The sequence below is a fragment of the Mesorhizobium sp. P2_F7 genome (genome assembly GCF_056403695.1).
This window is the reverse complement of sequence record NZ_JBFUFA010000005.1, coordinates 113,753-138,299: the sequence shown is the minus strand read 5'-3', so window position 1 is coordinate 138,299 and position 24,547 is coordinate 113,753. Positions and strand designations below refer to the sequence as shown.

The window sequence follows — 24,547 nt, the reverse complement described above, 5'->3', positions numbered from 1 at the left end:
TATTTCATATCCTTAATATAAGCTCGATCGGTATCGACCCGGAATCCATTGATGATCCTGAAAAGCCAAGTCGAATGGGCGCTGCACTGCTGCGCCATTCTCGCGGGCCTGCCTGCGGGGCGTTACCTCTCCACAAAAGCGCTCGCCGAGTTCCACGGCCTTCCCAAGGAGTATCTCTCCAAGGCGCTGCAAAGTCTGTCGCAAGCCGGCCTGGTGGATACGACGCTCGGTCCATCAGGCGGATACAGGCTGGCGCGGCCGCCGGCAGAGCTGACCTTCCTCGAGATCGTGGAAGCGGTGGAGGGCAAGTCGCGGACGTTTGTGTGCACCAACATCCGCGAAAACAATCCGTGCCGTCCGCAGGGCTATTGCGAAAGCGGCCCTTGCGCAGTGTCTCGCATCATGTGGGAAGCCGACGAGGCATGGCGGGCAAAATTGCGCAGTGTCCGGCTTTCCGACCTCACCGAAGCGCTGGCTCAGGAGATTCCGGCGGAGCTTTGGAAGAACAGTTTTGAATGGGTGCTAGAGCGCGCCGGATGAGCGCATGACCCTCGCTTGCGGCTGGTCAGCCGTCGCCGGCAAGACAACGGCATAGCTCTGCGGCGACATTGCAAGGGAAAGACCGTTCGCCTCGCAATGGCGATGGACAGTAGCGATCACTTCATTCCTGGCAAGCAAGCGGTCGGCCGGACCAGCCACACAAAACAGCAGATCCATCCCGACTGCCACCGCATCGATCTCCTTCAGCGCGACGAGCGGTGCCGGCTCCTTGACGATCCGTTGGCACTTCTGGAGCACCGCGTGCATGGCCTCCTCGATGATGTGCGGCGCGTGGGTCGCCGCAATGCGCACGGTCAGCGTCATCAGTTGCCTCTCGTCGGGACGGCTTAGATTGGTCAGGCTGAGTTTCGCCAGCACGCTGTTGGGCAGGACGACGATGTTGTTGGCACCGGTGAGCAGGTGGGTGGAGCGCCAGGTTGTTTCGACGATGCGTCCTTCCGTGCCGTCGTTCAGCATGATCCAGTTACCGAGCGTGTAGGGACGCCCCAGCGTCAACGCGACGCCGGAAAAGACGTCACCAAGCGTGTTCTGCAGCGCAAGGCCGACAATGATCGCAACCGCGCCCGACGTTGCCGCCAGCGTCGCTATGGGAACGCCGAAGACGAAACCCGTTATCGACAGCGCAACGCCGAGATAGATGACCGCGACGACGAGCTCCTGGAGCAGGCGCGCTTCTCGCGGCCGATGTTCCACGACGATATAGAGGCGCACGAAGCCGCTAAGCGTCCAGGCAAGGTGTATCCACCAGAGGATGCGCGCCGACTTTGCCAGATACCCGCCCGCGCCTTGGATATCTGTGAGATCTGTCTCAGCCACCCAATGCGGCAGGATACCGCTGAAGCCGAGCACCGCGGTCATGCCGGCGAAGAACAGGATCTGGACGATCAGGCGCGCCATCGGGCGCGCACGGCCCTGGAAATACCAGACGACAATGCCGGCAAGCCCGAGAAGATTGATCAAGACCAGAGGCAGATGATCGCCGAACATGGGTCCCCAATAGGATACAGCTCACAGGCAGGGCCGGGCGCCAGGATGGCGTGCGGCCCTTTCGGCCTACTTCGTGACCGGATAGGTCAATTCTTTCTGGGCGGTATCGACCACGAAAACGGCCAGCAGTTTTGCCGGCTTGGTCTTCGAGCCGTTCTCGCTCACGCTGTGGCGGTCGCCCGGCATTTCCGAAAAGCTCTCGCCGGCCTTGTAGACCTTGGCCGGATCGTCGTTGACCTGGCTGCGGATGGAGCCTTCCAGAACCGTCGCGTAGATGAAGGCCGAACTCGGATGGGTGTGGGCCTCGGAGAAGCCGCCGGGACCATATTCAACCAGGATGCCCTTGATGCTCTTGCCTGGCACATTCGGCAGTTCATGTTCATAGACAAGCGTGACCTTGGCGGCTTTCTCGCCGGCGTGAGCATCCTTGGCTGCGGCCGGACTGACCAGGGCTGCCGTCACGATGACGGCCGCGGCGATTGACTTGATCATTTTCGAACTCCTTTGTGTTGAACAATGCGCTGCGCCTGGGCTGCGGCGCAGCCTGACTGTCATTTCCGCGCCGCGGTGGCGAACCACTGCTCGAAAGTAATGTGGCCAAGGCGGGGATCGTTGTCGGAGACAAGCGAATTGTCGTTCAGCCGCGCGCCGAAGTAGAGCGCCTCCGGATCGGTCACGACCTTGCGGGGATCGCCGGAAGCCTTGAGGTAGCGGGCGACGAGCTCGCTCATGCGCACGCGCTCCGGGCCGGAAATCTCGATCGTGCCGTTGATCGGCGCGGCGAGCGCGACATTGGCCATGGCGTCGGCGACATCGTCGGATGCGATGGGCTGCACATAGGCCGGCGACAGATGCACGGCCTCGCCGACAGCGCCGGATTTGGCGATGGCGGGCAGGAATTCCATGAACTGCGTGGAATGAACGATGGTGTAGGGGGTGCCCGAGGCCTTGATCAGCTTTTCCTGCGCGAGCTTGGCGCGGAAATAACCGGCGTCCTGCAATTGCTCGGTTCCGACAACAGAGAGCGCGATATGGTGCTTGATGCCGGCAGCCTTGTCCGCGGCAAGCAGGTTGCGGCCCGATGTCTCGAAGAAGTCCATCGCGGCCTTGTCCTCGAAGGAAGGCGAGTTGGCGAGGTCGATGACGACCTCGGCGCCGGCGAGTGCTGCCTCGAGGCCTTCGCCGGTGATGGTGTTGACGCCTGTGTTCGGGGCGGCGGCGATCACCTCGTGGCCTTGCCTGCGCAGGCGTTCAGCGGTTTTGGAGCCGATGAGGCCGGTGCCGCCGATGATGACGATTTTCATAATGCTCTCCGTTTGATGGGTTTGCCCTGAGGGGGTTAGTTCAGGCCGGCCTTGTCGAGGCCGTAGAACTTGTCGGCGGAACCGGGCACCGCCTTGAAGGCGACACTGACGCGGTTCCAGGCATTGATGGCCATGATCGAGAAGGTCAGGTCGGAGATTTCCTTTTCCGAAAGCTGCCCACGCACACGCTCATAGAGGTCGTCGGGAATGCCGCCTTCGGGAAGTTTCGTGACGGCCTCCGTCCAGGCTAGGGCGGCGCGCTCACGCGGAATGAACAGGGTCGATTCCCGCCAGACGGCGACGTGATAGAGCCGCAGCTCGCTCTCGCCGTGGATCTTGGCCTCCTTGACATGCATGTCGAGACAGAAGGTGCAGCCATTGATCTGCGATGCCCTGATATGGACCAGGTCGCGGATCGTCTCCTCGATCGCGCTATGCGCCTCGGCCATGCTGAGGTCGGAAAGCTTCTTGAACAGCTCGGGCGATTGTTGGGCGGCGTTCAGGCGCTGTGTCATGGCTTGTCCTTTGGGTTTTGAGGATATTGTATATCCTTAAGGACAATTAATATCCATAATAGCTGGACAGTAAAGCGCCTGCCGCCTAGGATGCGGACATAAGGCTTATGTCAAAATGTAATGGGGATGAGGATGGACGTTGTATCGGCGTTGCGAACGTTCGTGCGGGTGGCGCAGACAAGGTCCTTCTCCGCGGCCGCGATCGACCTCAACCTGACGCAGCCGGCGGTATCCCGGCAGGTCTCCGCGCTGGAAGCGCATCTGAAGACGCGCCTTCTGCACCGCACGACGAGCGCGCTTGCCCTGACGGCCGAGGGTGAACAGATGTTGCCGATGGCGCTGCGCGTGGTGGAGGCGGTCGAAGCGTTGAGCGAAGCGAGTGGCACTGAGGGTGCAACGGTGTCTGGAAAAGTGCGGCTCAGCCTGCCGGCGCCGCTCGGGCTCTCCATTAGCGACCGCCTCGCAAGGCTCTTAGACGATCATCCATCCCTTGCCGTCGAACTGATCTTGCGAGAGGAAGCCTCGGATCTGGTCGCCGATGCCATCGATCTCGAGGTGCGCCTCGGGCCGGTCGGTGACAGCAGCCTGATCTGCCGCCGGATCGGCTGGACGACGGCCTTTCTCGTGGCCTCGCCCAGCTATCTCGAGGCGCGCGGTACACCGCAAGCGCCGCAAGACATCAAAGGCCACAGCTGCATTTGCTACAGCCGGGCCGGCGATGGCCGGTCATGGTCGTTCTCCAATGGGTTGGATGAAGTGGTCGTGCGCGTTGAACCTCGCCTGGTCGCCAACAATTCAATGGCTGTCCATCGGGCAACGCTTGCCGGAGCCGGGCTTGCAGTGCTCTCTCATATCCTGGCCGGACCGGACATCGAAACAGGCAGGCTGGTCAAGGTGATGTCGGATTTTCCGCCGACGCGGCTGCCGATCAACATCGTCTATCCATCCCGCAAGAACATGCCATTGCGTGTGACGACGGTGCTCGACTTTCTTATCCAGTCTGTCCGCGGCGACGCTTCGATGGCGGCATGAAGCGCCCTGGTCGACGGTGTGCTCAGCTGAAAGCCTGCCCTAGAAACAACAACACCCGCCGGGGGAGGATCCGGCGGGTGTCGTTTTGGGGGCCGATCCTCGGGAGGAGGTGGGGATCGGCCGTATTCGTCATCGCCGGGGAGGAGGTCGGCTTTGACGAAATTCTTTAGAAGACGAACTGCGTTCGCTTCGGGAACAACGCCCGCCGCGGGAGGAGGTGCGGCGGGCGCCGTTTTGGTGGTCAACCCTCGGGAGGAGGTGAAGGCTGACCGTATCCGTCAGGGTCGGGGAGGAGGTCGACCCTGGCGAAATTCTGATTAGATCGTCGCCTTACGGGCGATGATCTTGATCTCGTCGCGGACGATGCCGAGATCATGGAGCTGACGGTTCGAAAGGCGACCCAGCTCGGTAACGGTGTCGCGATAAACGCGCCAGTTACGATAGTTGCGGATCAGGTTCATTGTCGTTCTCTTTTTCAAAACTGGTTCGGATCATTTGCGATCCGAAGAGGATTAGACCGCCTTGCGGGCGACGTAGTGGATGTCGCTGCGGCTGATGCCGAGGTCGGTCAGTTCACGGTTCGACAGGCGGCTCAGCTCGGAGACGGTGTCCCGGTAGCGGCGCCAGTTGCGGTAGTTGCGGATCAGGTTCATGGTAGTGCTCGTTTCGTCTTTCTTCGGATCATTCCGTTTGTGTACGAACAGAAAATAGGTGGACCTATATCGATTTAAAAGTGCCATTGACGCATGGCAGCAATGCAAATTGTGCAATGCAACATTAACGCCCGTTCACGGCTTCGACACAAAGAAACCCGAATCGGAAAATGCCGTAGCGTCAATAATTTGACCCGATCGGCTGTCAGAAAGACCAAATTGGGGGAGACGCGGCATGGCGAGCTATTCGTCACGGGTGAGGTTGGATATCGGGCGTTGGCTGCAGGCCGGCCTGATCGACGCGAAGACGGCCGATGCGCTGACGCGCGACATCGACGCAACCGAACGCAAATCGCTGAGCTTCGGAACCATCCTGGCGATGATGGCGGCGCTGCTGTTTGGTGCCGCGATCCTGCTCTTCGTCGCCGCCAACTGGGACGCCATCCCGCGGCTGGTGCGGGTCGCGGCACTGTTTGCCGTCATTCTCGCCGGCTACGTCGGCGGCGCGGTGCTGAAGACGCGCGACCATGCGGCGATCGGCGAGGCGCTTTGGATCGTTGCCGCCGCGGCTTTTGGCGGATCGATCGCGCTGATCGGCCAGATGTACCATCTCACGGGCGACGAGGCCTCGGCCGTTGTCACCTGGGGCATCGGCACGGCGCTTGCCGCGGTGGCGTTGCGCTCGAACCCGCTGACGGTCGCTGCCGTCGGTATCGCCATTGCCTGGCTGTTCGTGCGGGCTTTCAACTTTTATGATCGCCCCGAAGTCCTCAATTTCTTCGTCATCATGGCCCTGGTGATGTTCGTCGTCTCGTTCTGGACACGCAGCCAGCCGGCTCGTCACCTGATTCTGCTTTCGGTCATTTTCTATATCGCGGCACGCGGCATCGACCACAACACGTTGCAATGGGCCATCCCGCTGGTCGTGGTTTCGGCACTGGTGTTCGCCGCCGGTATCTTCGCCGCCGGTCCGGCCGACCGGATATTGCAGCTCGGCGGGCGGCTGCCTTTGCACGCCTTGATCGGCTTTCTGACCGGGCTGGCGATGATCCAGATCGAGCTGGGCGACGACAACGCTTTCAGCATCGGCTTTGCCATCTCCTCGGTCGTGGCACTGGCCGGCATTGCCGCGGCGATCATGCTCGGCGGGCGCGAGAGCAGGGGACTGCGCTGGGTCGCCTATGCCGGCTTTGCCTTCGAACTCGCCATCATCTACGTGGTGACACTGCAGTCGATGCTCGACACGGCCGGCTTCTTCCTCGCCGCCGCGGTGCTGTTTGGCATCCTGGCCCTTGTGATCATCCGCGTGGAAAAACGCATGAAGGCCCCGGAAGGAGCGGCAGCATGATGTCGGGAAAGAAACTTGTCATCTCGGCGCTGATCCTGGCGCTGGTGCAGATCGGCTTCCTGAGCTGGATCATCGCCGGCCGCGCTGCGATCCTGCGTAACGGCAAGGAAGTGTTGCTCAAGATCGAGCCGGTCGATCCGCGCGACCTGTTGCGCGGCGACTATATCATCCTCGGCTACGAGATATCGCGCTTGCCCGTGAAGCTCATCGCCAACATTCCGGCCGGACAGAGCACCAGCGACAACACGCCGATCGTGGTCCGGCTGAAGCCGGGCGCCGACGGCTATTGGCATGCGACCACTGCCTGGTTCGGCAAGGCGCCGACGCCGCCGGCCACCGACGAAGCCGATATCGTCGGCCAGGTCGCGCCGGGCTGGACGCTTGATCCCGAATCCACGATCGCGCCGCAATATGGCATCGACCGCTTCTACTTGCCTGAGGGAAAAGGCATGGCGATCCAGAACGATATGCGTGTGCGGCCATTCGGGGTGCGCGTCGCGCTCGCCGCCAATGGCGAGGCGCAGATCAAGGCGCTGATGGACGGCGACAAGACAATGTTTGAGGAACCGCTTTATTAGAAGACATTACCCAGGGCATGGATTTCGGTAAAAACGATCGCTTCGCCCGCATGCAAACCAGATGGGCGAAGAACCATGACCACTACGCTGACGACGCGCGAAGACATCAATCTCGATGCAGTTTTGCGCGTCGCCTGGAAAAACGACACGGTCGCCATCAGCGACAGGGCCTTGCAACGCATTGCGGAATGCCGAGCCTCGTTCCTGAAACTCATCGAGTCCGATCCTGCGCCGGTCATCTATGGCGTCACCACCGCCATGGGCGAGTTGGCGAGCCGCAAGCTCGAACTTGACGAGCGCGACCGCCATGCGCGCATCAAGACTTTTGCTGCCGCCACCTCCTTCGGCGAACCGCTGCCCGACCGTGTCGTCAGGGCGATCGTGTTGGCTCGGCTGACCAACTTCATCGAAGGCAATGCCGCCACCACGCCGCGCATCGCGCTGGCCGTTGCCGCGATGCTCGACGGCCGTCCGATGCCAATGGTGCCGTCACAGGGGCAGGGCGGCGCCGGCGAGATCCTGGCGCTCTACCCGCTGTTTGCCGCGCTTACCGCCAGCCTGGAGCTCGAAGTGAAGGAGCGGGGTTCGCTGATCAACGGCTCGCCCTGTGCCGCAGCCCTCGTAGCCGACGCGGCGCTGGCGGCGCGCCGCCGCATCGACATGGCGCACAAGGTGTTTGCGCTGTCGATCGAGGCGTTTCGCGCGCCGCTCGAGCACTATGATGCAGCGCTCGACGGGCTTTGGGGCGACGAACACGAAGCGGCGGCCTTGCGCGGATTGCGGCAGTTTCTGGTCGGCGCCGGCGATGGGCGGCGCAATTATCAGGCGCCGGTCAGCTACCGCATTGTGCCCCGCGTGCTCGGCCACGCGCACCGGGCGCTGGCGGGCGCCGAGCATGCGGCGACTGTCTCGCTGGCCTCGATATCGGACAATCCCGTCTATATCCCGCCCGACGCGGCGCATCCGCTCGGACGCTGCATCTCCACCGGCGGCTACCACAATGCCATGGCGACACCGGCGCTCGACGATCTCTCAGCGATCTGGGCCGATCTTTGCCTGCTCTGCGACCGCCATGCCTCCAAGCTGCTAAACGGCAAGGTGTCGCTGCTGCCGGACCTGCTTATGACCGGGCGGCATTGGGCCGACAGCGACGGTCACGGCAATGTCGGCTATGTGCCGATGGCGATTACCGGCTATCTCGAACAGGCCAAGCTTGCGGCGCAGCGTACCTTCATCCCGGGAACCGAATCGGCCGGCGCCGGCCAGGACGATGTCGCCACAACCGCATTCTTCGCCTGGACCAAGGAAGCGACCGCCGGCCGCTGTCTCGATGCGGCGATGGCGATGCTGGCCATGATCGCCTCGCAGGCCATGCATGTCACCGACCGCGCCGCGCCGCCGGCGCTGCAGGCTTTCGTGGCGGATATCAGGAAGATCGTGCCGCCGGTCGATGCCGATCGTGTGCTAGGGCCTGAACTGACGGATTTGGCCGCGTGGTTCACCGGGCAGGTCTTCGAGGCATAGGCGAAAGCTCGTGGGGAAATTGCTGCGCTTGGGCAAGGCTTGACGGACGATCGTTTCAGAGAAGCTTTCTGCGAAGCAGGCGGAAGTCGACAAGGCGCAAAAGTCTGGTTTTGTCGGCAACGAACTTGTCGAATGCCGCATCAAAATCATTGCCGATCGCTCGCCATTCGTCTTTCAACGCACGAGCGCGTCGGGCGCGCAGCCAGTTCTTTATTTTCGTGCCAGCCCTCTTGGGCTTCAGGATGACGCCACAGCCGAAATCGGCATCCACAGTGAAATAGTCGAGATGCGGATTGCCCAGCACGAAATCGATGTATGCCTTGTAAGTCACGCCGCACCACTCACCGTGGAAAAAAGAGGGATTGGCTGCGACCCGATTGGGGGGCAGGCAGTCGTGTATCACCACTGCACCTCCGGGCGAGACCATGCGGAAAGCCTCCTTGATATCGCGCGCAGAGCATTCGTAGGTGTGATGCGGGTCAACGAATACAATGTCGAACGTCTGTCCCTTCAGCCGAGCGTCATCGAGACACGCCGCAATATCCTCGTCAGTGGAGGTGAAATCGACAGGGAGGCCATCGAGCGGCGGCTCTGTCGCCCGATACACAAGGCGCATGCAGGGCTGAAATCCCAATTGCCGTGCTTCCGCGTACCTGAAGCCAGTGGTGCTCGTGTTGATCTCAAGGTAGCTCGTGAGTCCGAAACGAACCGAGAGCAGGCCACAGATGTGGGCTTTGTTCCAATATTCAAGCGTCATCGTTGTCCCGCCATTTCCTGGGCAATGCGTTGATCTCGTTGCCGGCTATCTTCTCAAACGATCAATACCAGCAGGACTCCAGATGGGCGCATGGCTGCGCGCCGGGCAGGGGCTGTGTGGAGAACGGGTGAATGGCCCACGTCTGGTTGGTGCGGATGAAGGGACTCGAACCCCCACGCCTTTCGGCACTGGAACCTAAATCCAGGGCGTCTACCAGTTCCGCCACATCCGCATTGCCCGGCAATCCCATGTAGCCATCATTCTGTCAATGTCGGGGCGAAAATGGCGGTCATTCGCTGCAACGCGAAGATGGTTGAAAATTAGCCTCGCCTGTGACAAAAGGCGTGTCAAATGTGACGGGACGCGCCGATCCGCTTCTGCAGAATGTGATAAGAAGTAGGAAAAACAAGAACTTATTCACATCTTGGAACGCAGTTTGGAAGAATTTGAGCCGTAATTTCGGTCAAATCGCCAGGTTCCGTACCAAAAGCCATTCCCGGCAAGATTGTACCGGCAGGCTGTGAACGGCAGAAGGCCGTGGCAGTCTCTTTGGTGAAGATAAAGGTTTTACGATGCAGGTCACCGAAACGCTCAACTCCGGTCTCAAGCGCGAGATCAAGATCACCGTGCCGGCCGGTGACATGGAAGCCAAGCTGATGGCGCGGCTGTCCGACGCCCGCAACAAGGTCCGCATCAACGGCTTCCGTCCCGGCAAAGTGCCGGTCCAGCACCTGCGCAAGGTCTACGGCAAGTCGTTCATGGCCGAAGTGGTCAACGAGATTCTCAACGATTCGACCCGTTCGATCATCACCGGCCGCGGCGAAAAGGCCGCCATGCAGCCCGAAGTGATCATGACCGAGGACGAGAAAGAGGCCGAGAAGATCCTGGCCGGCGGCGCCGACTTCGAATTCCGCCTCAACTATGAAATCATCCCGGCGATCGAGATCAAGGATTTCTCCGACATCAAGGTGACGCGCCAGGTGTTCGAAGTGCCGGACTCAGAGATCGACGAGCAGGTCCAGCGCGTTGCCGAATCGGCACGCAGCTTCGAGCCGAAGACCGGCAAGGCCGCCGAAGGCGACCGCGTTTCGATCGACTATGTCGGCAAGATCGACGGCGAGGCCTTTGCAGGCGGCACCGGCACCGACCAGCCGCTGGTGCTGGGTTCCAAGGAATTCATCCCGGGTTTTGAGGACCAGCTCATCGGCTCCAAGGCCGGCGACGAGAAGCAGGTCACGGTCACGTTCCCGGAAAACTACCAGGCGGCGCATCTGGCCGGGAAGGAAGCCACCTTCGACGTTACCGTCAAGGAAGTGTCCAAGCCCGGCGCGCTGGAAATCAATGACGAGATGGCCAAGAATCTCGGCCTGGAATCGCTGGAGCGCCTGCGCGACGTGGTGCGCGGCCAGATCGAGAACCAGTTCGGTTCGATGACCCGCCAGAAGGTCAAGCGCCAGCTGCTCGACCAGCTTGACGCGGCCTATTCGTTCGAGGCGCCGTCGAAGCTCGTCGATGCCGAGTTCAACAACATCTGGACCCAGGTCAACCGCGATCTCGAAGCTGCCGGCCGTACCTTCGCCGACGAAGAGACGACGGAAGAAGAGGCACGCGCCGAATATCTGCGCCTTGCCGAGCGCCGCGTGCGCCTCGGCCTGGTCCTCGCCGAGATCGGCGAGAAGGCCGGCGTCACTGTTTCGGACGAGGAACTGCAGCGCGGCCTGTTCGAGCAGGTGCGCCGCTACCCGGCCAACCAGCAGCAGGAAGCCTTCGAGTTCTATCGCAGCAATCCGGAAGCGCTGAACACGTTGCGCGCACCGATGTTCGAGGAGAAGGTCGTCGACCATCTGCTCGGCCAGATCTCGGTCACCGACGTCAAGGTCAGCAAGGAAGAGCTGATGGCCGACGACGAGGAGGCCGATATCGCCAAGGCCAAGCCGGCGAAGAAGGCCGCTGCCAAGAAGGCAGACAAGGCTGAAAAGGCCGACGACGCGGAAGAGCCCAAGAAGAAGGCCGCGCCGAAGAAGAAGGCCGCCAAGGACGCCGAATAAGCGCCTGACGGCTTCTTGTTTGTACGCAATTCCCAAGGGAAAGCGCTACGCGCTTTTCCCGGGAAAACCGTTTCACACTTTTCCTGGAATTGCTCTAGATCAGAAAGGCCGCCCTCGAGGCGGCCTTTTCGTTATGGCGGGTGTGCCTTGAGCCACCGCACACTACCTAAACCATTGTACGGTCGACCTGTTCTACCTGCCGGCCAGATTCTATGGTACACAGGTTCCGCAAGTCCATTTGGGGGAGAAGCGAGAATCCGTTCTGTCGTGCAACGCGCATGCTGGCGGTATCGGCATGCGCAGAATCGTCTCAGGCAAATTTGACGATCAGGGAGGAAATGCCATGCGCTTGGTTGCGTTTTTCGCTGTCATGTCTGTTGCAACCTTTATCGCCAATCCATCGCGGGCACAGGATGCGGCGGCGGGCGAGAAGGTCTTCACCAAATGCAAGGTCTGCCACGTCGCAGACCAGGACACGAACAAGATCGGTCCATCGCTGCACGGCGTTATCGGCCGTACGGCCGGCACGCATCCGGATTTCAAATATTCCGAGGCCATGATCGCCGCCGGCGCATCCGGCGTCAAATGGGATGAACCGACGCTGACCACGTACCTTCACGATCCCAAGGCCATGGTCAAAGGTACGAAGATGGCGTTTCCCGGCCTCAAGAAGGACGAGGACGTCGCCAACGTCATTGCCTATCTGAAGCAATTCTCCCAGTAGCTTGGCGCTTCGGTTGGCAAGGCCGCCCGTTTTCCATTGATGGTCGTCTCAAATGTCGGTCAAGGAAAGCCTCAAGGAAACCGGCGTTCGCATCTCGGAGGCGACGGCCGGTGATTTCTTTGCACTGTTGAAGCCGCGGGTCATGGCGCTTGCGATCTTTACCGCTTTCGTCGGTCTGATGGTGGCGCCCGGGGCGATGAACCCAGTCATCGCCGTGGTCGCAATAGCTGCCATTGCGGTTGGTGCGGGAGCGGCCGGGGCGCTCAACATGTGGTACGATGCGGATATCGACGCGCTGATGTCGCGCACGTCAAAACGGCCAGTTCCATCAGGCCGCGTCACGCCCGGTGAAGCGCTCGGCTTCGGCCTGGTGCTTTCCGCGTTTTCGGTCATGACGCTCGGCGTGCTGGTGGACTGGCTTGCCGCGTCGCTGCTGGCCTTCACCATCTTTTTCTACGTCGTCATCTACACGATGTGGCTGAAGCGCTCGACGCCGCAGAACATCGTCATCGGCGGCGCGGCGGGTGCCCTTCCTCCGATGATTGGCTGGGCGGCGGCCACTGGCGCCATCGGCATTGAAAGCCTCATTCTGTTCCTGATCATTTTCCTGTGGACGCCGCCGCATTTCTGGGCGCTCGCGCTGTTCAAGGCCGGCGACTACGCCGCTGCCGGCATCCCGATGATGCCGAACGTGGCCGGCCAGGCCTCGACCAGAAGGCAGATTTTCGCCTATTCACTGGTCCTGGCACCAACCGGCGTGCTGCCCTGGGCGTTCGGATTCACCAGCGGGTTCTATGGGATTGTTTCGGCTGCGTTGGGCGTGGGTTTCATCTGGTACGCCTGGAAGGCTCTGATCGCCCCCGACAAGGAGATGAAGCCGGCAAAGGCGCTGTTTGCCTATTCGATTTTCTATCTTTTCGCGATCTTTGCTATGCTGCTCGCCGACACCATCGCGATGCGCGCGTTCATCTCAGTCGGAGGTTGACGGCAGGCCCGCTGTTCTTTGGAACACTCGCCGGGTCGGGACGGCAGGTGGGGGTGATCGCTGCACCGAAAACGTTGCACATCAGGATCGGCTCACGACGGTAGAGCACAGAATCCCAGGAGCAGCAGAGCAACGACGCCAAGGCCGAGCAGCAGAATGGTTTTCCGTCCATGACCTGCACCTTCGATTGGAGAGGATATCGAAGAAGGGCCTCAAGAGCCAGCGCATGACCTTGCGAGCCTTTGTGACAAAAGGGCGACAAGCTCCAGGCAATGGAGTATGTTGATTTCGGTGCAGGTCGCGGTTTGCGTGGCCAGTCATGCAGAACGGCAGCACCGTGAAACCGCGACCTTACCGGACCTGGTCTGGAGGAACGGCATGACAAGTTTTCACGTGATTGCAGGCGCCAGCGAAACGCTGGAGCACACCAAAATTCGAAAGATCGGTGTTTCCGATCTTTTCGACGCGCTCAAGCGCGGTGTTGACGATTTCATGGTCAAGCCGTCGCACATCGTTTTTCTCTGCCTGATCTATCCGCTTGTCGGCGTCGTGCTCGCTGCCTGGACTTCGGGCGCCAATGCGTTGCCGATGTTGTTTCCGCTGGTGTCCGGCTTTGCGCTGATAGGTCCATTCGCGGCGATCGGCCTCTATGAGATCAGCCGCAGACGAGAAGCCGGGCTCGACACCTCCTGGAGGCACGCTTTCGAGGTCAGGAATTCTCCGGCCCTGCCGGCAATCGCGGCGGTCGGGATCATGCTGGTTGCAATCTTCATCGCCTGGCTTTTGGCTGCGCAGGTGTTCTACCAATATCTCTTCGGCCCGGCTCCGCCGGAATCAATATCCGGCTTCATCAATGAAATATTCGCCACCGGACGCGGTTGGTCTCTGATTATCCTGGGGCACGCCATCGGCTTCGTCTTCGCCGTGGTGGTGTTGTGCACGACGGTCGTCGCCTTCCCATTGTTGCTCGACCGCGATGTCGGCGCCTACGAAGCCATCCACACCTCGGTGCGAGCGGTGCTGGCAAACCCGATCCCCATGGCTGTCTGGGGGCTGATTGTCGCCGTCGCCTTGATCATCGGCTCGCTGCCGGTGTTTGCCGGGCTGGCGGTCGTGCTGCCGATCCTCGGTCACGCCACCTGGCATGTCTACCGCAAGGTTGTGGAACCGCCGTCGCCCGCCAGATCGGCGAGTTAGATGATATCTGGCCGTGCTGCACCGGCGAGGCTGCCGGTGCAGGCAGCCTGATTTTTCAGTAGGCCGCGTGGCTGAAGCGGGCCTGGTATGCACCCATGGTCAGGTTGCGGAAATCCTTGCCGCTGACATGCACCAGCGTCCTGTGGTCGCCGCCTTCGAAGTAGACCTCGGTGGCATCGCCGAGGCTTTCATCGACTATAACCGGCACATCGTAGGCCGCGCCGATCGGCGGGATGGCGCCGATGTCGCAGTCAGCGAAGAGCGAGATCACCTCGTCTTCAGAGGCGAGCCCAAGACGCTTGTTCATGACGTCCTGCAACTTGCCAAGTTCGATCCTGTGGGTGCTCGGAACCACCGCCAGCGCATAGCCAAGCTCATGGTGGACAACCACCGATTTGGCCAAGATGCTGCCTGGCACATGCGCGGCTATTGCCGATTGCCTGGTCGTGGATGTGCGATGATGGGCGACGGTGTCGTAGGAAATTCCCTTGCCGTCGATGAAGTGCTTCAGCCTGCTTGCGATTGTCATCTTGGCCTCCCTTGCCGGAGTTCGCGACGCATTGGCGGAAACGGGGGCAATCATTCTGCTCCCGTCGTTTCCCGTACTAGCAAAATGGACCAGCCGCCGATTGTTTCAAGGCCGCCGAACGGCAAGCATCCGTTGTTCCCGACAGAAGATGCCTCCGCCGGGTCTTGTTCCAGATGTCAGGGTCCGGCTCCGAAAAACGATATCCGGGTGAGAAGCGTATAATCCGCTTCGAAGAGCATCATCATCACGAACACCAGTATCAATACCGGCGGCAGGATGATCGCATAGGTCAGCGCCAGCCGCTCCCAGGCCATGTGCATGAATACGGCGACGATCAGCCCCGCCTTGAGGATCATGAAGATCAGGATCAGCGACCATCTGAGATAGCCGTGGAGGCCGAAATAGTCGACCAGGTAGGAGCAGGTGCTGAGGATGAACAGCCATGCCCAGACCACCATGTAGAGCTTGATCGGGTGTTCCTGATGAACCTCCGCATGGACGCCGCCGGTCGCTGCCGCATCATGCGCATGACCAGCGTGCAGTGCGGGTTGCCCCATGCCGTTTGCGGTTGCTTCAGCCATGTCAGCCTCTCACCAAAGATAGAAGAATGCGAAAATGAACACCCAGACCAGATCGACGAAATGCCAGTAGAGCCCCATGATTTCGACGTTCTCGTAGCGACCCCTGCGGCTGGTGAAGAAGCCGGGACGTCCGACGTCGTAGTCTCCACGCCAGACCTTTCGCGCCACGATGATGAGGAAGATGACCCCGATCGTGACATGCGTGCCGTGGAAGCCGGTGATCATGAAGAAAGACGAACCGAATTGTGCCGCGCCCCAGGGATTGCCCCAGGGCCGTACCCCTTCGGTGATCAGCTTGGTCCATTCAAAGGCTTGCATGCCGACGAAGGTCGCGCCGAGCGCTGCGGTCAGAAGCATCAGGATTGCCGTTTTGCGACGGTCGCGGCGATAGCCGAAATTGACGGCCATGGCCATCGTTCCGCTGCTCGAGATCAGCACGAAGGTCATGATGGCGATGAGGATAAGGGGGATTTCCTGGCCTCCGATGCGCAGCGCGAAGACCTCGCTCGGGTTGGGCCACGGCACGCGCGTGGAGATGCGCGCGGTCATATAGGAGAGCAGGAAGCAGCCGAAGATGAAGGTGTCGCTGAGCAGGAAGATCCACATCATGGCCTTGCCCCAGGACACGTTCTTGAACGCGCGCTGGTCGGAAGCCCAGTCGGCGGCAATGCCATGCAATCCCGCCGGCCGCGGCTCCGTCTGGCCGATTTGCGTCAGGGTCGTCTCAGCCATGCTCCCGGACCTCCTAGGTCAGTAACTGCCGGCAAATGTCGATGAACGTCGCGGCCCAGCCGGCCAGAAGAGCGAAGATGGCGAGCCAGATGAACAGCAGGAAATGCCAGTACATGGCGCACAGTTCGACACTCAGGCGAAGCCGTTCCGGCCGTGCGCCGTTCCAGGCACTGGTGGTTGTCCTGCCCAGGCCCACCAGCCCGCCGATTATGTGCAGGCCGTGCATCCCGGTAATCAGATAGAAAAAACTGTTGGCCGGATTGGAGGCCAGAAAATAACCGTCGGTGGTCAGGTCCCGCCATGCCATGAGCTGCCCGACGAGGAAGGCGAGCGCGGTGAGCCCGGCCGCGGCAAGGCCGAGCCTGACGGTGTCGATCTGGCGCTTACGCGCCGCGACCGAGGCGCACTGCAGCGCGATGCTGCTCAGGATCAGCATGCCGGTGTTGAGCCAGAGCAGGCGCGGAACCGGCATTGGCTGCCAGTCCGACAGCGCCATGCGCATGAAGTAGGCGCTGGTGAACAGGGCGAACAGGCAGCCGACGACGGCGAGGAAGACGCCGAGGCCGATCTTGGCCGTCGGCAGGCTCGACCCGTCGAAGGGGACATAATCTTCCGCCACACCTTGCTCGAGCCATGGTTTCGACATCAGCCGCTGATGGGAGAGCCACCAGCCGGCAAACCCGGCGATCACGAGCAGGAAGACCAGGATGACACTCATGCCGGCTCCCTGGAGGGGCCGAAGGTGCCCGGCATGTTTTGCGGAATAAAGTCCTCCTTGGCGCCCGGCACGCTGTAGTCATAGGCCCAGCGATAGACGATCGGCAGCTCCTTGCCGAAATTGCCATGCGCCGGTGGTGTCTGCGGCGTCTGCCATTCGAGTGTCGTGGCCCGCCACGGATTGCCGCCAGCCTCGCGGCCATGGCGGATGCTCCAGATCAGGTTGAACAGGAACACGATCTGGGCAAAGCCGACGATGAACGCCATGATGCTGATGAACGAGTTCAGGTGATGCGCCGATTCCGTCATGACCGTCACATCGGTCATCTCGGCGTAGCGCCGCGGCACGCCCATCAGGCCGATATAGTGCATGGGAAAGAAGATCAGGTAGGCGCCGACGAAGGTGACCCAGAAATGGAACCGGCCGAGCGTCTCGTTGAGCATCCGGCCGGTGACCTTCGGGTACCAGTGGTAGATCGCGCCGAAGATAACGACGATCGGGGCAACACCCATGACCATATGGAAGTGGGCGACGACGAACATCGTGTCCGACAACGGGACGTCGACGACGACGTTGCCCAGAAACAGCCCGGTCAGTCCGCCATTGACGAAGGTGACGATGAAAGCCATGGCAAACAGCATCGGTATGGTGAGGTGGATGTCGCCGCGCCACAGCGTCAGCACCCAATTGTAGACCTTGATTGCGGTCGGGATGGCGATGATCAAGGTCGTGGTGGCGAAGAAGAAGCCGAAATAGGGGTGCATGCCGCTGACATACATGTGGTGCGCCCAGACCACGAAGCTCAGCGCGCCGATGCCGACGATGGCCCAGACCATCATCCGGTAGCCAAAAATGTTCTTGCGCGCGTGCGTGCTGATCAGATCGGAGACGATGCCGAAGGCCGGCAGCGCCACGATGTAGACTTCGGGGTGGCCGAAGAACCAGAACAGATGCTGGAACAGGATCGGGCTGCCGCCATTGTGCTGCAGCTGTTCGCCCATCTCGACGACTGCAGGCATGAAGAAGGAGGTGCCGAGCACACGGTCCAGCAGCATCATCACACAAGCGACGAACAGCGCCGGGAAGGCGAGCAGCGCCATGACGGTGGCGGTGAAGATGCCCCAGACGGTCAGCGGCAGGCGCATCAGAGTCATGCCGCGCGTGCGGCCCTGCAGCACCGTCACGACATAATTCAGGCCGCCCATGGTGAAGCCGATGATGAACAGGATCAGCGAGACGAGCATCAGGATGATGCCCCATTCCTGACCGCCAGGCGTGCCGGTCATGATGGCTTGCGGCGGGTAGAGCGTCCAGCCGGCACCGGTCGGTCCGCCGGGCGCAAAGAAGCTCGACACCAGAACCAGCACGGCAAGCAGGTAGATCCAGTAGCTCAGCATGTTGACATAGGGGAAGACCATGTCGCGGGCTCCGACCATCAGCGGGATCAGGTAGTTGCCGAAGCCGCCGAGGAAGAGTGCCGTGAGCAGGTAGATCACCATGATCATGCCGTGCATGGTGATGAACTGGTAGTAGGCCTCAGGGGTGATGAAATCGAACGTGCCGGGGAAGCCGAGCTGCAGCCGCATCAGCCAGGACAGCACCAGCGCGACCAGACCGATGGCCGTTGCGGTTGCCGAATATTGGATGGCGATGACCTTGGCATCCTGCGAGAAGACGTATTTCGTCCACCAACTGTGCGGATGGTAGAGCTCCATTTCCGCGACTTCGGCAGGCGGGACCGCATCTGCAGGCGTGATATCGACCATATAGGAGCACCTCCGTGCCCTTTTCAGCGGGACCCGACAGTTTCGAGTTTTGCCGCAATTTCTAGAGCTGACACCGTCGCGTTGCCCGGCGCCTGTTCCGCCGAGCCCGTCTGCTGCGGCCCCGACAATTGCGCGAACGTCTGCTGCTGGTCGAGCCAGGCCACATAGTCTGCCTGGGTGTCGACCATGACGATGCCATGCATCATCGGATGGCCCTGGCCGCACAATTCGGCGCACAGGACCTGGAAGGTTCCGGTCTTGGTCGGGGTGAACCAGAAATAGGTGACCGAGCCCGGTATCATGTCCATCTTGGCGCGGAATTCCGGCACATAGAAATCGTGCAGCACATCGATCGAGCGCAGCAGCATCTTGACCGGCTTTCCGACCGGCAGGTGCAGGTCGGCCGCTTCGACCACGACATCGTCCTGGCCGTTCGGATCCTTGGCGATGACGCCCAGCGGATTTTCAGCAGTGACGTCACGGGTGTCGGATGTGCCGAGCTTGCCGTCCTTGCCGGGCAAGCGGAAACTCCACTGCCATTGCTGGCCGACGACTTCGACCTCCGTTGCGTCGCTGGGAACGTTGACGAACCGGCTCCAGACGAACAGCCCGGGAACCAGCATGGCGGTGACACCCACTCCGGTGACAATCGTCAGCCACCATTCGAGCCGCTTGTTCTCAGGTTCGTAGGCCGCCCGACTCCCCTCGCGATGACGGAAGCGGAAGACGCAATAGGCCATGAACAGCACCACGGCGGCGAAGACGACGCCGGTGATCCAGAAGGTGATGATGATGGTGTTGTCGATATAGTCCCAGTTCGAGGCAATCGGAGTCCACCACCATGGGCTCAGGAAGTGGAACAACACTGAGCCCACGACGATCAAAACGAGTACAACCACGATGGGCATGTCCCGTTCCTCCCGATATTCCAATTGGCGTGAAGCCATCGCTGGAAATACCAAAGTGCATCATGCGTGATTTGCGATCGAAATTCTAGAGCCGGCTGTGGAAGGGGCAAAAAATCGCTTTTGCGGCGGCGGCCGAGGGCTCAGCGCCGGATTTAAAGCGCCTTGATGACGATGCAGCCGGCCAGGAGCAGCACGACGCCGACGAGCCGCATGCCTGAGACAGGCCGCTGCGGCAGGCGAAACCAGCCGAAATTGTCGACGAAGATGCTGGCGACCTGCTGGCCTGCCACTGTCAGGCTGACCGCTGCCGCCGCACCAATGACGGGGATGGCGGTGAACACCGTCGTGACATAGCTCGCGCCGGCAAAGCCGCCGAGCCAACCCCACCAGGGCATCGACGACAGGCCGGCGAGGCGAGGGCGGGGCGTATTCGTCAGGACAAGCGTGGCCAGAAGCACGACTGCCATCGCCAGCATCGCCACCAGAAACGAAATGGCGCCGACGGCAAACGGCGCGCCGCCAAGGTCGTGCCGGAGTAAGGCGTTCACCGCGCCTTGCACCGGCAGCACGGCGCCGGCCAGCAGCGCCAGCCCGATCCAGCCGAGTTTCGAAGGCGCAAGATTGTCCGCCGCGCCCTTCTGTCCCAGAACGATGAGGGCCGCGCCTGCAAGCACGACGAGCACGCCAAAGGCAGGTCCGGCTCGCAGGCCGGCCTCCGGAATCCCGAGCCAGCCGAATGTGTCGAGGGCGAAAGATGCAAGCATCTGCCCGGCGATGAAGAGCCCGACCGACACGACTGCGCCGAGGCGAGGGAACAGAAGAATGGTCGAAACGACATAGAACGCCGAAGCCGTGCCGCCAATCGCATGCCACCATTCCGCGTTGCGAATGGTGAGCAGCGCTGGCGCCGTTCCGGTAAGGGCTGTGATCGACAGCAGCACGATGGCGCCGACGGCGAGCTGAACCGTCGTCGCGGCAAAGGGCGAGCCGACCGCCTTTGATAGTTGTGCGTTGGCGCCGGCCTGCACCGCGAGCAGGCCGCCGGCGACAAGCGCCAGAGGGATGAAGAGGATTTCCACGATCGCATTCCTTGAGTTTGGCTCGCCGCCAAGCGGCGCTCTAAGGCTCATATGGCCTGCGTTCCTGCGCAGATCGATCTGCTGATTTGCCCACCACTTGTGCAATTTTGCACAGGCGTGCGGAAGAAAGAGAAAGAAAGCGGCCCTCGGTGACGCGTCTGGCTCGCCAAGTGCAACGCTTTCCTCTAACTATCTGCAGAAATGCACAGCTCACGCGACCACATCGACTGGGAAGATCTGCGTATGGTGCTGGCCGTCGCTGATGGCGCTTCGCTGGCGGCGGCGGCGCGCATCCTGGGCGTGAACCACACCACCGTGCTGAGGCGCGTCAATGCGTTCGAAGCGCGGCTTGGCATCCGTCTTTTCGATCGGTTGCCGACAGGCTATGCGCTCACCGCCGGCGGCGAGGAGCTGCTGGGCGCGGCGCGCACAATGGCCGAGACGGTCAATGAGCTGACGCGCAAACTGTCGGGGCAGGACCTCAGGTTCGAAGGCACGTTGCGGGTCACCACCACCGACACGCTGATGGCGTCGGTGCTGCCGCCGATCCTGGCGGCGTTTCATGAGCTCCATCCGGGCATACGGGTCGAAGCGATGACGCAGAATACCATCGCCAATCTGACGCATCGGGATGCTGACGTGGCGATCCGACCGGTGTCGCAGCCGCAGGAAATTCTGGTCGGCCGGCGCATTTCGGGCGTCGCCTTCGGCGCCTACGCGGCGCGATCCTATGCCGGGACGCTGCCGGCGGAGCCGAGATTTGGGCTCCTGCGCTGGATCACGCCCGATGACAGCCTGGCCAACACCGGCGTTGCCCGCTGGATGCGGTCGTCACTGCCGGATGTCGAGATAGTCATGCGCGCCGATTCCCTGGTGACGATGTCGCATGCGGCCGGCGCCGGCATGGGGGTCGCAGCGCTGCCTTGCTATCTCGGCGACAGCTTGCCCGGGCTTGTACGCGTCGGCGGGCTGATCGAGGAGATCGGCTCGGCGCTGTGGGTGCTGGTGCATGACGATCTGCGCCGCACGGCGCGCGTGCATGCCTTCACCAAATTCGTCTCCGGCGAATTGCAGCAGCGGCGCGATCTTCTGGAAGGCAGGCTCGGCGGCGGCGTGCTCGAGTGGAATGCCAGCTGAAGCGCGTGCGTTTCGGGTTCAGCCCGCAAAAAAGCCCTCGAGTTCGGCGGGAGCCGAGGCGCCCAATCACGAAGCGGTGACGGCTGTAACGAAGGCTCGGCAGGCTGCGAAGACTGGATGAAGGCGCCGGGCAAAACACCTTGCGGCGCGTCCCAGCCGAAGTCTGGGCGCGATCCGTAAACCTCTCAAGGAATCCACGATCATGATAAATCGGCGTACTTTCTCCACCGCGCTCGTCGCCGGGGTGGCGACCACCATACTGGCCAGCTCACACACGACGTCAGCGCAGACAGCCCCAAAAATTCGCAATGTCGTTCTGGTCCATGGCGCCTATGCCGATGGCTCGTGCTGGTCGGAGGTGGTTGGCCTGCTGCAACAGGCGGGCTTCAACACAACCGTCGTCCAGCATCCGCTGACGACGCTGGAGGCTGGTGTCGAGGCAACGCGGCGTGCGATCGCACTCCAGGATGGACCAACGGTCCTTGTCGGACACTCTTTTGCCGGCATGATCGTCAGCGAGGCAGGGATGGATACAAAGGTTTCCTCGCTCGTCTATGTCGCGGCGCGCGCCCGGATGCGGGCGAAGATTACACGGCGCTCGCCAAGACTTTTGCCGCGCCGCCGGCGTCGGCCGGGCTCGTCTGGTCCGAGGGCTATGGCAAGCTCAGTGAGGAGGCTTTCCTGCGGGATTTCGCCGGCGATATTCCTCGCGACAAGGCGCGCATCCTCTACGCCGTCCAGGGGCCGATCTCGGACAAGCTTTTCACCGGAAAGACGACGCAAGCGGCCTGGCGCTCGAAGCCAAGCTGGTATGCGGTCTCGACCGAGGATCGCACGATCAATCCGGATCTCGAACGCTTCATGGCCAAGCGCATGAACGCAAAGACCATCGAGGTAAAGGCAAGCCATTTGTCGCTGATCTCTCACCCCGACGTGATCGCCGGGCTCATCTCGCAAGCAGCCGGGTCGCTCAGCTAGCGCGGTTGGCCGGATCTGGGGCGGCATCGAAATCAGCCGCCTCGTGCTCCGTCCGCGCTACTTTGGGTCAGGCTCAGATCAACAACAGGCCCTTCATCGAGGCGTTGCCCTTCTTGCCGATGATGATGTGGTCATGGACGGCGATGCCGAGCGGCTTGGCGCTGTCGATGATCTGCTTGGTCATCTCGATGTCGGCGCGCGACGGTGTCGGGTCGCCGGATGGGTGGTTGTGGACCAAGATGACGGCGCTGGCTGACAGTTCGAGCGCGCGCTTGATCACTTCGCGCGGATAGACCGGCGTGTGGTCGACGGTGCCGACCTGCTGCACCTCGTCGGCGATCAACACGTTCTTCTTGTCAAGGAACAGGATGCGGAACTGTTCGCGGTTCTCGAACGCCATTGCCGAGCGGCAATAGGCAAGAAGCTGCGTCCAGTTGGACAGCACCTCGCGGTCGCGGACTTCCGCGCGCGCCATGCGCTGCGCGGCAGCGGCAATCACCTTCAGGTCGACCGCCACGGCAGGGCCGATGCCCTTTACCTCCTGCAGCAGTGCCACCGGCGCGCCGAGCACCTCGCCGAATGTACCGAACCGCGCCAGCAGCGCCTTGGCGATCGGCTTGGTGTCGACACGCGGGATCAGGCGAAACAGCAGCAGTTCGAGAAGCTCGTAGTCGGGCAGGGCGTCCGCGCCGCCGGCCACGAAGCGCTCGCGCAGCCGGTCGCGATGGCCGTGATAGTGCGGCTTCTCGGTCGGTTTGTCTTTGGGCGCCTTTTCATTCCCCGACGGTTCAATCCACCGCTCGGAGAAGAACCCCCGTTCATCGTCATTGCCGTTGTTCGCCATATGCAGCCCACATCCCTTCGCCGCAGACATTAGAGCTTTTCTGGCGTGGATTGAAACAGTCGGTCGCGCAGATGGTGGAGGCGGCAAGATGCAGCCACGATTGCGCAACAAAACTTAACACCACTTAATGCATGCAGCCACCTTCACCTGAAATGCTGACAGCATCGGGGGCTTTCGCCTTTCTATGCTTGGAGCATGCATGTTCGCAAAAATCGAGACTGGACTATTTGCCGGCCGGGCATCTGTCGCGGCGATGGCAATCCTGTTTTCAACGCATTCGGGCATGGCAGCCGACGCCATTGCCGTGAATTCCGACGATCTCATCCCACCGCCCGATGTTTCCCGATTTGGGCGCTTCGAACAGAAACTGGCCGACTGGCACGTGGTTCTTGGCGGCGGCGCCATCATCGTCCCCAAATATGAGGGCAGCGACGAGTTCAAGGTCATGCCGGTGCCTTTCGTCACCGCGACATTTCTCGACGTCGTGACGATCAATCCGTCAGGCGCCAGCATCGCCGTCTATGAACAAGGGCCGTTCGAACTCAGCGCGCGGCTTGGCTATGAAATGGGCCGCAAGGAGGACGATGCCGATCGCCTTCGCGGCCTGGGCGATATCGACATGGGCGGGAAAGCCGGCGTGAAGGCGGCAGTGAAGTTCGGCCCGGCTGAAATCTTCGCCCAAGTTGACAAGACCATCGGCGGCAGTGACGGTTTGCAGGGCGAGGTCGGGATCGAGGTTAGCCGGCCTCTGACTGAATCGTTGATCGTCGGCGCCAGTGCATCCGCCGTCTTTGCCGATGAAAATTACATGCAGGCTTATTTTGGCGTCACGCCGGAACAGTCGGCTCGCTCAGGGCTGGCGCGTTATGATGCCGGGGCCGGGTTGAAGCGCGCCGATTTTTCGATTTCCGCCACATATATGCTCGATGCGAACTGGATGGTGCGCGGCGAAGCGGGGGTCGGCATTCTCCTGGGTGACGCCGCCGACAGCCCGATCGTCGTCGACAAGGTTCAGCCCTCGGGGATGCTTCTGGTCGGATACCGGTTCTGAGACCACGCAGG

Annotated in this window: 26 protein-coding genes, 1 tRNA gene and 1 pseudogene; 12 read left to right on the top strand and 16 right to left on the bottom strand. The window is 61.5% G+C overall.

Annotated features, from left to right (window positions below):
- Window positions 1-51: 51 nt before the first annotated feature.
- The gene (locus tag AC1DZ8_RS19285) at window positions 52-540 is read left to right on the top strand and encodes an RrF2 family transcriptional regulator (protein WP_436260344.1); all 489 of its coding nucleotides are present in this window, start codon (window positions 52-54) and stop codon (window positions 538-540) included.
- Here AC1DZ8_RS19285 and AC1DZ8_RS19280 read toward each other — a convergent pair.
- The 4 genes from AC1DZ8_RS19280 to AC1DZ8_RS19265 all read right to left on the bottom strand — a co-directional run bounded on the left by AC1DZ8_RS19280 (window position 523) and on the right by AC1DZ8_RS19265 (window position 3,367).
- Complete coding sequence (locus tag AC1DZ8_RS19280; RefSeq protein ID WP_477308110.1) at window positions 523-1,548, bottom strand: mechanosensitive ion channel family protein; 1,026 nt, start codon at window positions 1,546-1,548, stop codon at window positions 523-525. The two genes, AC1DZ8_RS19285 and AC1DZ8_RS19280, sit on opposite strands and share 18 nt — an antisense overlap.
- Window positions 1,549-1,614: 66 nt before the next feature.
- On the bottom strand, window positions 1,615-2,040 hold the full coding sequence (locus AC1DZ8_RS19275) for a cupin domain-containing protein (protein ID WP_477308112.1): 426 nt from the start codon (window positions 2,038-2,040) through the stop codon (window positions 1,615-1,617).
- A gap of 59 nt (window positions 2,041-2,099) precedes the next feature.
- Window positions 2,100-2,852, bottom strand: a complete 753-nt coding sequence (locus AC1DZ8_RS19270) for an SDR family oxidoreductase (protein WP_477401446.1) — start codon at window positions 2,850-2,852, stop codon at window positions 2,100-2,102.
- 35 nt (window positions 2,853-2,887) lie between these two features.
- The gene (locus AC1DZ8_RS19265; RefSeq protein WP_352588645.1) at window positions 2,888-3,367 is read right to left on the bottom strand and encodes a carboxymuconolactone decarboxylase family protein; all 480 of its coding nucleotides are present in this window, start codon (window positions 3,365-3,367) and stop codon (window positions 2,888-2,890) included.
- A gap of 132 nt (window positions 3,368-3,499) precedes the next feature.
- Between AC1DZ8_RS19265 and AC1DZ8_RS19260 the strand changes: the two genes are divergently transcribed.
- Complete coding sequence (locus AC1DZ8_RS19260; protein ID WP_477308116.1) at window positions 3,500-4,399, top strand: LysR family transcriptional regulator; 900 nt, start codon at window positions 3,500-3,502, stop codon at window positions 4,397-4,399.
- Between the two features lie 317 nt (window positions 4,400-4,716).
- On the opposite strand, the gene AC1DZ8_RS19255 is transcribed toward AC1DZ8_RS19260, so the two are convergent.
- Window positions 4,717-4,860, bottom strand: a complete 144-nt coding sequence (locus AC1DZ8_RS19255) for a DUF1127 domain-containing protein (RefSeq protein WP_142865062.1) — start codon at window positions 4,858-4,860, stop codon at window positions 4,717-4,719.
- A 51-nt stretch (window positions 4,861-4,911) separates the two neighbouring features.
- Window positions 4,912-5,052, bottom strand: a complete 141-nt coding sequence (locus AC1DZ8_RS19250; RefSeq protein WP_006335194.1) for a DUF1127 domain-containing protein — start codon at window positions 5,050-5,052, stop codon at window positions 4,912-4,914.
- Window positions 5,053-5,287: 235 nt separating this feature from the next.
- Here AC1DZ8_RS19250 and AC1DZ8_RS19245 point away from each other — a divergent pair, with 235 nt between their 5' ends.
- The 3 genes from AC1DZ8_RS19245 (at window position 5,288) to AC1DZ8_RS19235 (ending at window position 8,502) form a co-directional block, all read left to right on the top strand.
- On the top strand, window positions 5,288-6,400 hold the full coding sequence (locus AC1DZ8_RS19245) for a DUF2157 domain-containing protein (RefSeq protein ID WP_477401443.1): 1,113 nt from the start codon (window positions 5,288-5,290) through the stop codon (window positions 6,398-6,400).
- Window positions 6,397-6,978 (top strand): GDYXXLXY domain-containing protein, encoded by a 582-nt coding sequence (locus tag AC1DZ8_RS19240; protein ID WP_477308121.1) that lies wholly within the window; start codon window positions 6,397-6,399, stop codon window positions 6,976-6,978. Before AC1DZ8_RS19245 ends, AC1DZ8_RS19240 begins: the two co-directional genes overlap by 4 nt.
- A 75-nt stretch (window positions 6,979-7,053) precedes the next feature.
- Window positions 7,054-8,502: an aromatic amino acid lyase gene (locus AC1DZ8_RS19235; RefSeq protein ID WP_477308123.1), complete on the top strand. Its 1,449-nt coding sequence runs from the start codon at window positions 7,054-7,056 to the stop codon at window positions 8,500-8,502.
- A 55-nt stretch (window positions 8,503-8,557) separates the two neighbouring features.
- Here AC1DZ8_RS19235 and AC1DZ8_RS19230 read toward each other — a convergent pair whose 3' ends face one another.
- Both AC1DZ8_RS19230 and AC1DZ8_RS19225 read right to left on the bottom strand, forming a co-directional pair.
- Window positions 8,558-9,259, bottom strand: coding sequence for a class I SAM-dependent methyltransferase (locus tag AC1DZ8_RS19230; RefSeq protein WP_477308125.1), 702 nt, complete (start codon window positions 9,257-9,259; stop codon window positions 8,558-8,560).
- A gap of 147 nt (window positions 9,260-9,406) precedes the next feature.
- Window positions 9,407-9,491: transfer RNA gene (locus tag AC1DZ8_RS19225), tRNA-Leu, on the bottom strand.
- A gap of 340 nt (window positions 9,492-9,831) precedes the next feature.
- Here AC1DZ8_RS19225 and tig point away from each other — a divergent pair.
- From tig to AC1DZ8_RS19205, 4 genes are all read left to right on the top strand, one after another.
- Window positions 9,832-11,307 carry a trigger factor gene (gene tig / locus AC1DZ8_RS19220; RefSeq protein ID WP_477308127.1) on the top strand — a complete coding sequence of 492 codons (1,476 nt, stop codon included), beginning with the start codon at window positions 9,832-9,834 and terminating at the stop codon, window positions 11,305-11,307.
- A 370-nt stretch (window positions 11,308-11,677) separates the two neighbouring features.
- Complete coding sequence (locus AC1DZ8_RS19215) at window positions 11,678-12,031, top strand: c-type cytochrome (protein ID WP_477308149.1); 354 nt, start codon at window positions 11,678-11,680, stop codon at window positions 12,029-12,031.
- 52 nt (window positions 12,032-12,083) lie between these two features.
- Window positions 12,084-13,016 (top strand): heme o synthase, encoded by a 933-nt coding sequence (gene cyoE / locus AC1DZ8_RS19210; RefSeq protein ID WP_477308129.1) that lies wholly within the window; start codon window positions 12,084-12,086, stop codon window positions 13,014-13,016.
- Window positions 13,017-13,394: 378 nt separating this feature from the next.
- Window positions 13,395-14,213: a DUF2189 domain-containing protein gene (locus tag AC1DZ8_RS19205; RefSeq protein WP_477308131.1), complete on the top strand. Its 819-nt coding sequence runs from the start codon at window positions 13,395-13,397 to the stop codon at window positions 14,211-14,213.
- A 55-nt stretch (window positions 14,214-14,268) separates the two neighbouring features.
- Here the strand turns inward: AC1DZ8_RS19205 and AC1DZ8_RS19200 are convergent, their stop codons facing one another.
- The 7 genes from AC1DZ8_RS19200 to AC1DZ8_RS19170 form a co-directional block, all read right to left on the bottom strand.
- Window positions 14,269-14,742 carry an aminoacyl-tRNA deacylase gene (locus AC1DZ8_RS19200; RefSeq protein ID WP_477401440.1) on the bottom strand — a complete coding sequence of 158 codons (474 nt, stop codon included), beginning with the start codon at window positions 14,740-14,742 and terminating at the stop codon, window positions 14,269-14,271.
- Window positions 14,743-14,918: 176 nt separating this feature from the next.
- Window positions 14,919-15,323 carry a cytochrome C oxidase subunit IV family protein gene (locus AC1DZ8_RS19195; RefSeq protein WP_477308135.1) on the bottom strand — a complete coding sequence of 135 codons (405 nt, stop codon included), beginning with the start codon at window positions 15,321-15,323 and terminating at the stop codon, window positions 14,919-14,921.
- A 9-nt stretch (window positions 15,324-15,332) separates the two neighbouring features.
- Window positions 15,333-16,055, bottom strand: coding sequence for a heme-copper oxidase subunit III family protein (locus AC1DZ8_RS19190; protein WP_477308136.1), 723 nt, complete (start codon window positions 16,053-16,055; stop codon window positions 15,333-15,335).
- 13 nt (window positions 16,056-16,068) lie between these two features.
- Window positions 16,069-16,773, bottom strand: coding sequence for a cytochrome c oxidase subunit 3 (locus tag AC1DZ8_RS19185; RefSeq protein WP_477308138.1), 705 nt, complete (start codon window positions 16,771-16,773; stop codon window positions 16,069-16,071).
- On the bottom strand, window positions 16,770-18,539 hold the full coding sequence (gene ctaD, locus AC1DZ8_RS19180) for a cytochrome c oxidase subunit I (RefSeq protein WP_477308140.1): 1,770 nt from the start codon (window positions 18,537-18,539) through the stop codon (window positions 16,770-16,772). Before ctaD ends, AC1DZ8_RS19185 begins: the two co-directional genes overlap by 4 nt.
- A gap of 23 nt (window positions 18,540-18,562) precedes the next feature.
- Entirely contained in the window at window positions 18,563-19,447 is an 885-nt protein-coding gene (locus AC1DZ8_RS19175; RefSeq protein WP_477401437.1) for a cytochrome c oxidase subunit II, read from the bottom strand.
- A gap of 152 nt (window positions 19,448-19,599) precedes the next feature.
- Window positions 19,600-20,526, bottom strand: coding sequence for a DMT family transporter (locus AC1DZ8_RS19170; RefSeq protein WP_477308261.1), 927 nt, complete (start codon window positions 20,524-20,526; stop codon window positions 19,600-19,602).
- Window positions 20,527-20,727: 201 nt separating this feature from the next.
- Between AC1DZ8_RS19170 and AC1DZ8_RS19165 the strand changes: the two genes are divergently transcribed.
- Both AC1DZ8_RS19165 and AC1DZ8_RS19160 read left to right on the top strand, forming a co-directional pair.
- Window positions 20,728-21,663: a LysR family transcriptional regulator gene (locus tag AC1DZ8_RS19165; RefSeq protein ID WP_477308263.1), complete on the top strand. Its 936-nt coding sequence runs from the start codon at window positions 20,728-20,730 to the stop codon at window positions 21,661-21,663.
- 358 nt (window positions 21,664-22,021) lie between these two features.
- Window positions 22,022-22,641 (top strand): annotated as a pseudogene (locus AC1DZ8_RS19160) (alpha/beta hydrolase).
- Window positions 22,642-22,714: 73 nt separating this feature from the next.
- Here the strand turns inward: AC1DZ8_RS19160 and radC are convergent.
- Window positions 22,715-23,485, bottom strand: a complete 771-nt coding sequence (gene radC, locus AC1DZ8_RS19155) for a RadC family protein (protein ID WP_477308265.1) — start codon at window positions 23,483-23,485, stop codon at window positions 22,715-22,717.
- A gap of 199 nt (window positions 23,486-23,684) precedes the next feature.
- Between radC and AC1DZ8_RS19150 the strand changes: the two genes are divergently transcribed.
- The gene (locus AC1DZ8_RS19150; RefSeq protein WP_477308267.1) at window positions 23,685-24,536 is read left to right on the top strand and encodes a MipA/OmpV family protein; all 852 of its coding nucleotides are present in this window, start codon (window positions 23,685-23,687) and stop codon (window positions 24,534-24,536) included.
- The last annotated feature ends 11 nt before the right edge of the window (window positions 24,537-24,547 follow it).

Bases quoted from the DNA above. Each gene is read 5' to 3' on its own strand.
- AC1DZ8_RS19285 (WP_436260344.1), top strand. From the start codon at position 52: ATGATCCTGAAAAGCCAAGTCGAATGGGCGCTGCACTGCTGCGCCATT.
- AC1DZ8_RS19280 (WP_477308110.1), bottom strand. From the start codon at position 1,548: ATGTTCGGCGATCATCTGCCTCTGGTCTTGATCAATCTTCTCGGGCTT.
- AC1DZ8_RS19275 (WP_477308112.1), bottom strand. From the start codon at position 2,040: ATGATCAAGTCAATCGCCGCGGCCGTCATCGTGACGGCAGCCCTGGTC.
- AC1DZ8_RS19270 (WP_477401446.1), bottom strand. From the start codon at position 2,852: ATGAAAATCGTCATCATCGGCGGCACCGGCCTCATCGGCTCCAAAACC.
- AC1DZ8_RS19265 (WP_352588645.1), bottom strand. From the start codon at position 3,367: ATGACACAGCGCCTGAACGCCGCCCAACAATCGCCCGAGCTGTTCAAG.
- AC1DZ8_RS19260 (WP_477308116.1), top strand. From the start codon at position 3,500: ATGGACGTTGTATCGGCGTTGCGAACGTTCGTGCGGGTGGCGCAGACA.
- AC1DZ8_RS19255 (WP_142865062.1), bottom strand. From the start codon at position 4,860: ATGAACCTGATCCGCAACTATCGTAACTGGCGCGTTTATCGCGACACC.
- AC1DZ8_RS19250 (WP_006335194.1), bottom strand. From the start codon at position 5,052: ATGAACCTGATCCGCAACTACCGCAACTGGCGCCGCTACCGGGACACC.
- AC1DZ8_RS19245 (WP_477401443.1), top strand. From the start codon at position 5,288: ATGGCGAGCTATTCGTCACGGGTGAGGTTGGATATCGGGCGTTGGCTG.
- AC1DZ8_RS19240 (WP_477308121.1), top strand. From the start codon at position 6,397: ATGATGTCGGGAAAGAAACTTGTCATCTCGGCGCTGATCCTGGCGCTG.
- AC1DZ8_RS19235 (WP_477308123.1), top strand. From the start codon at position 7,054: ATGACCACTACGCTGACGACGCGCGAAGACATCAATCTCGATGCAGTT.
- AC1DZ8_RS19230 (WP_477308125.1), bottom strand. From the start codon at position 9,259: ATGACGCTTGAATATTGGAACAAAGCCCACATCTGTGGCCTGCTCTCG.
- tig (WP_477308127.1), top strand. From the start codon at position 9,832: ATGCAGGTCACCGAAACGCTCAACTCCGGTCTCAAGCGCGAGATCAAG.
- AC1DZ8_RS19215 (WP_477308149.1), top strand. From the start codon at position 11,678: ATGTCTGTTGCAACCTTTATCGCCAATCCATCGCGGGCACAGGATGCG.
- cyoE (WP_477308129.1), top strand. From the start codon at position 12,084: ATGTCGGTCAAGGAAAGCCTCAAGGAAACCGGCGTTCGCATCTCGGAG.
- AC1DZ8_RS19205 (WP_477308131.1), top strand. From the start codon at position 13,395: ATGACAAGTTTTCACGTGATTGCAGGCGCCAGCGAAACGCTGGAGCAC.
- AC1DZ8_RS19200 (WP_477401440.1), bottom strand. From the start codon at position 14,742: ATGACAATCGCAAGCAGGCTGAAGCACTTCATCGACGGCAAGGGAATT.
- AC1DZ8_RS19195 (WP_477308135.1), bottom strand. From the start codon at position 15,323: ATGGCTGAAGCAACCGCAAACGGCATGGGGCAACCCGCACTGCACGCT.
- AC1DZ8_RS19190 (WP_477308136.1), bottom strand. From the start codon at position 16,055: ATGGCTGAGACGACCCTGACGCAAATCGGCCAGACGGAGCCGCGGCCG.
- AC1DZ8_RS19185 (WP_477308138.1), bottom strand. From the start codon at position 16,773: ATGAGTGTCATCCTGGTCTTCCTGCTCGTGATCGCCGGGTTTGCCGGC.
- ctaD (WP_477308140.1), bottom strand. From the start codon at position 18,539: ATGGTCGATATCACGCCTGCAGATGCGGTCCCGCCTGCCGAAGTCGCG.
- AC1DZ8_RS19175 (WP_477401437.1), bottom strand. From the start codon at position 19,447: ATGCCCATCGTGGTTGTACTCGTTTTGATCGTCGTGGGCTCAGTGTTG.
- AC1DZ8_RS19165 (WP_477308263.1), top strand. From the start codon at position 20,728: ATGCACAGCTCACGCGACCACATCGACTGGGAAGATCTGCGTATGGTG.
- radC (WP_477308265.1), bottom strand. From the start codon at position 23,485: ATGGCGAACAACGGCAATGACGATGAACGGGGGTTCTTCTCCGAGCGG.
- AC1DZ8_RS19150 (WP_477308267.1), top strand. From the start codon at position 23,685: ATGTTCGCAAAAATCGAGACTGGACTATTTGCCGGCCGGGCATCTGTC.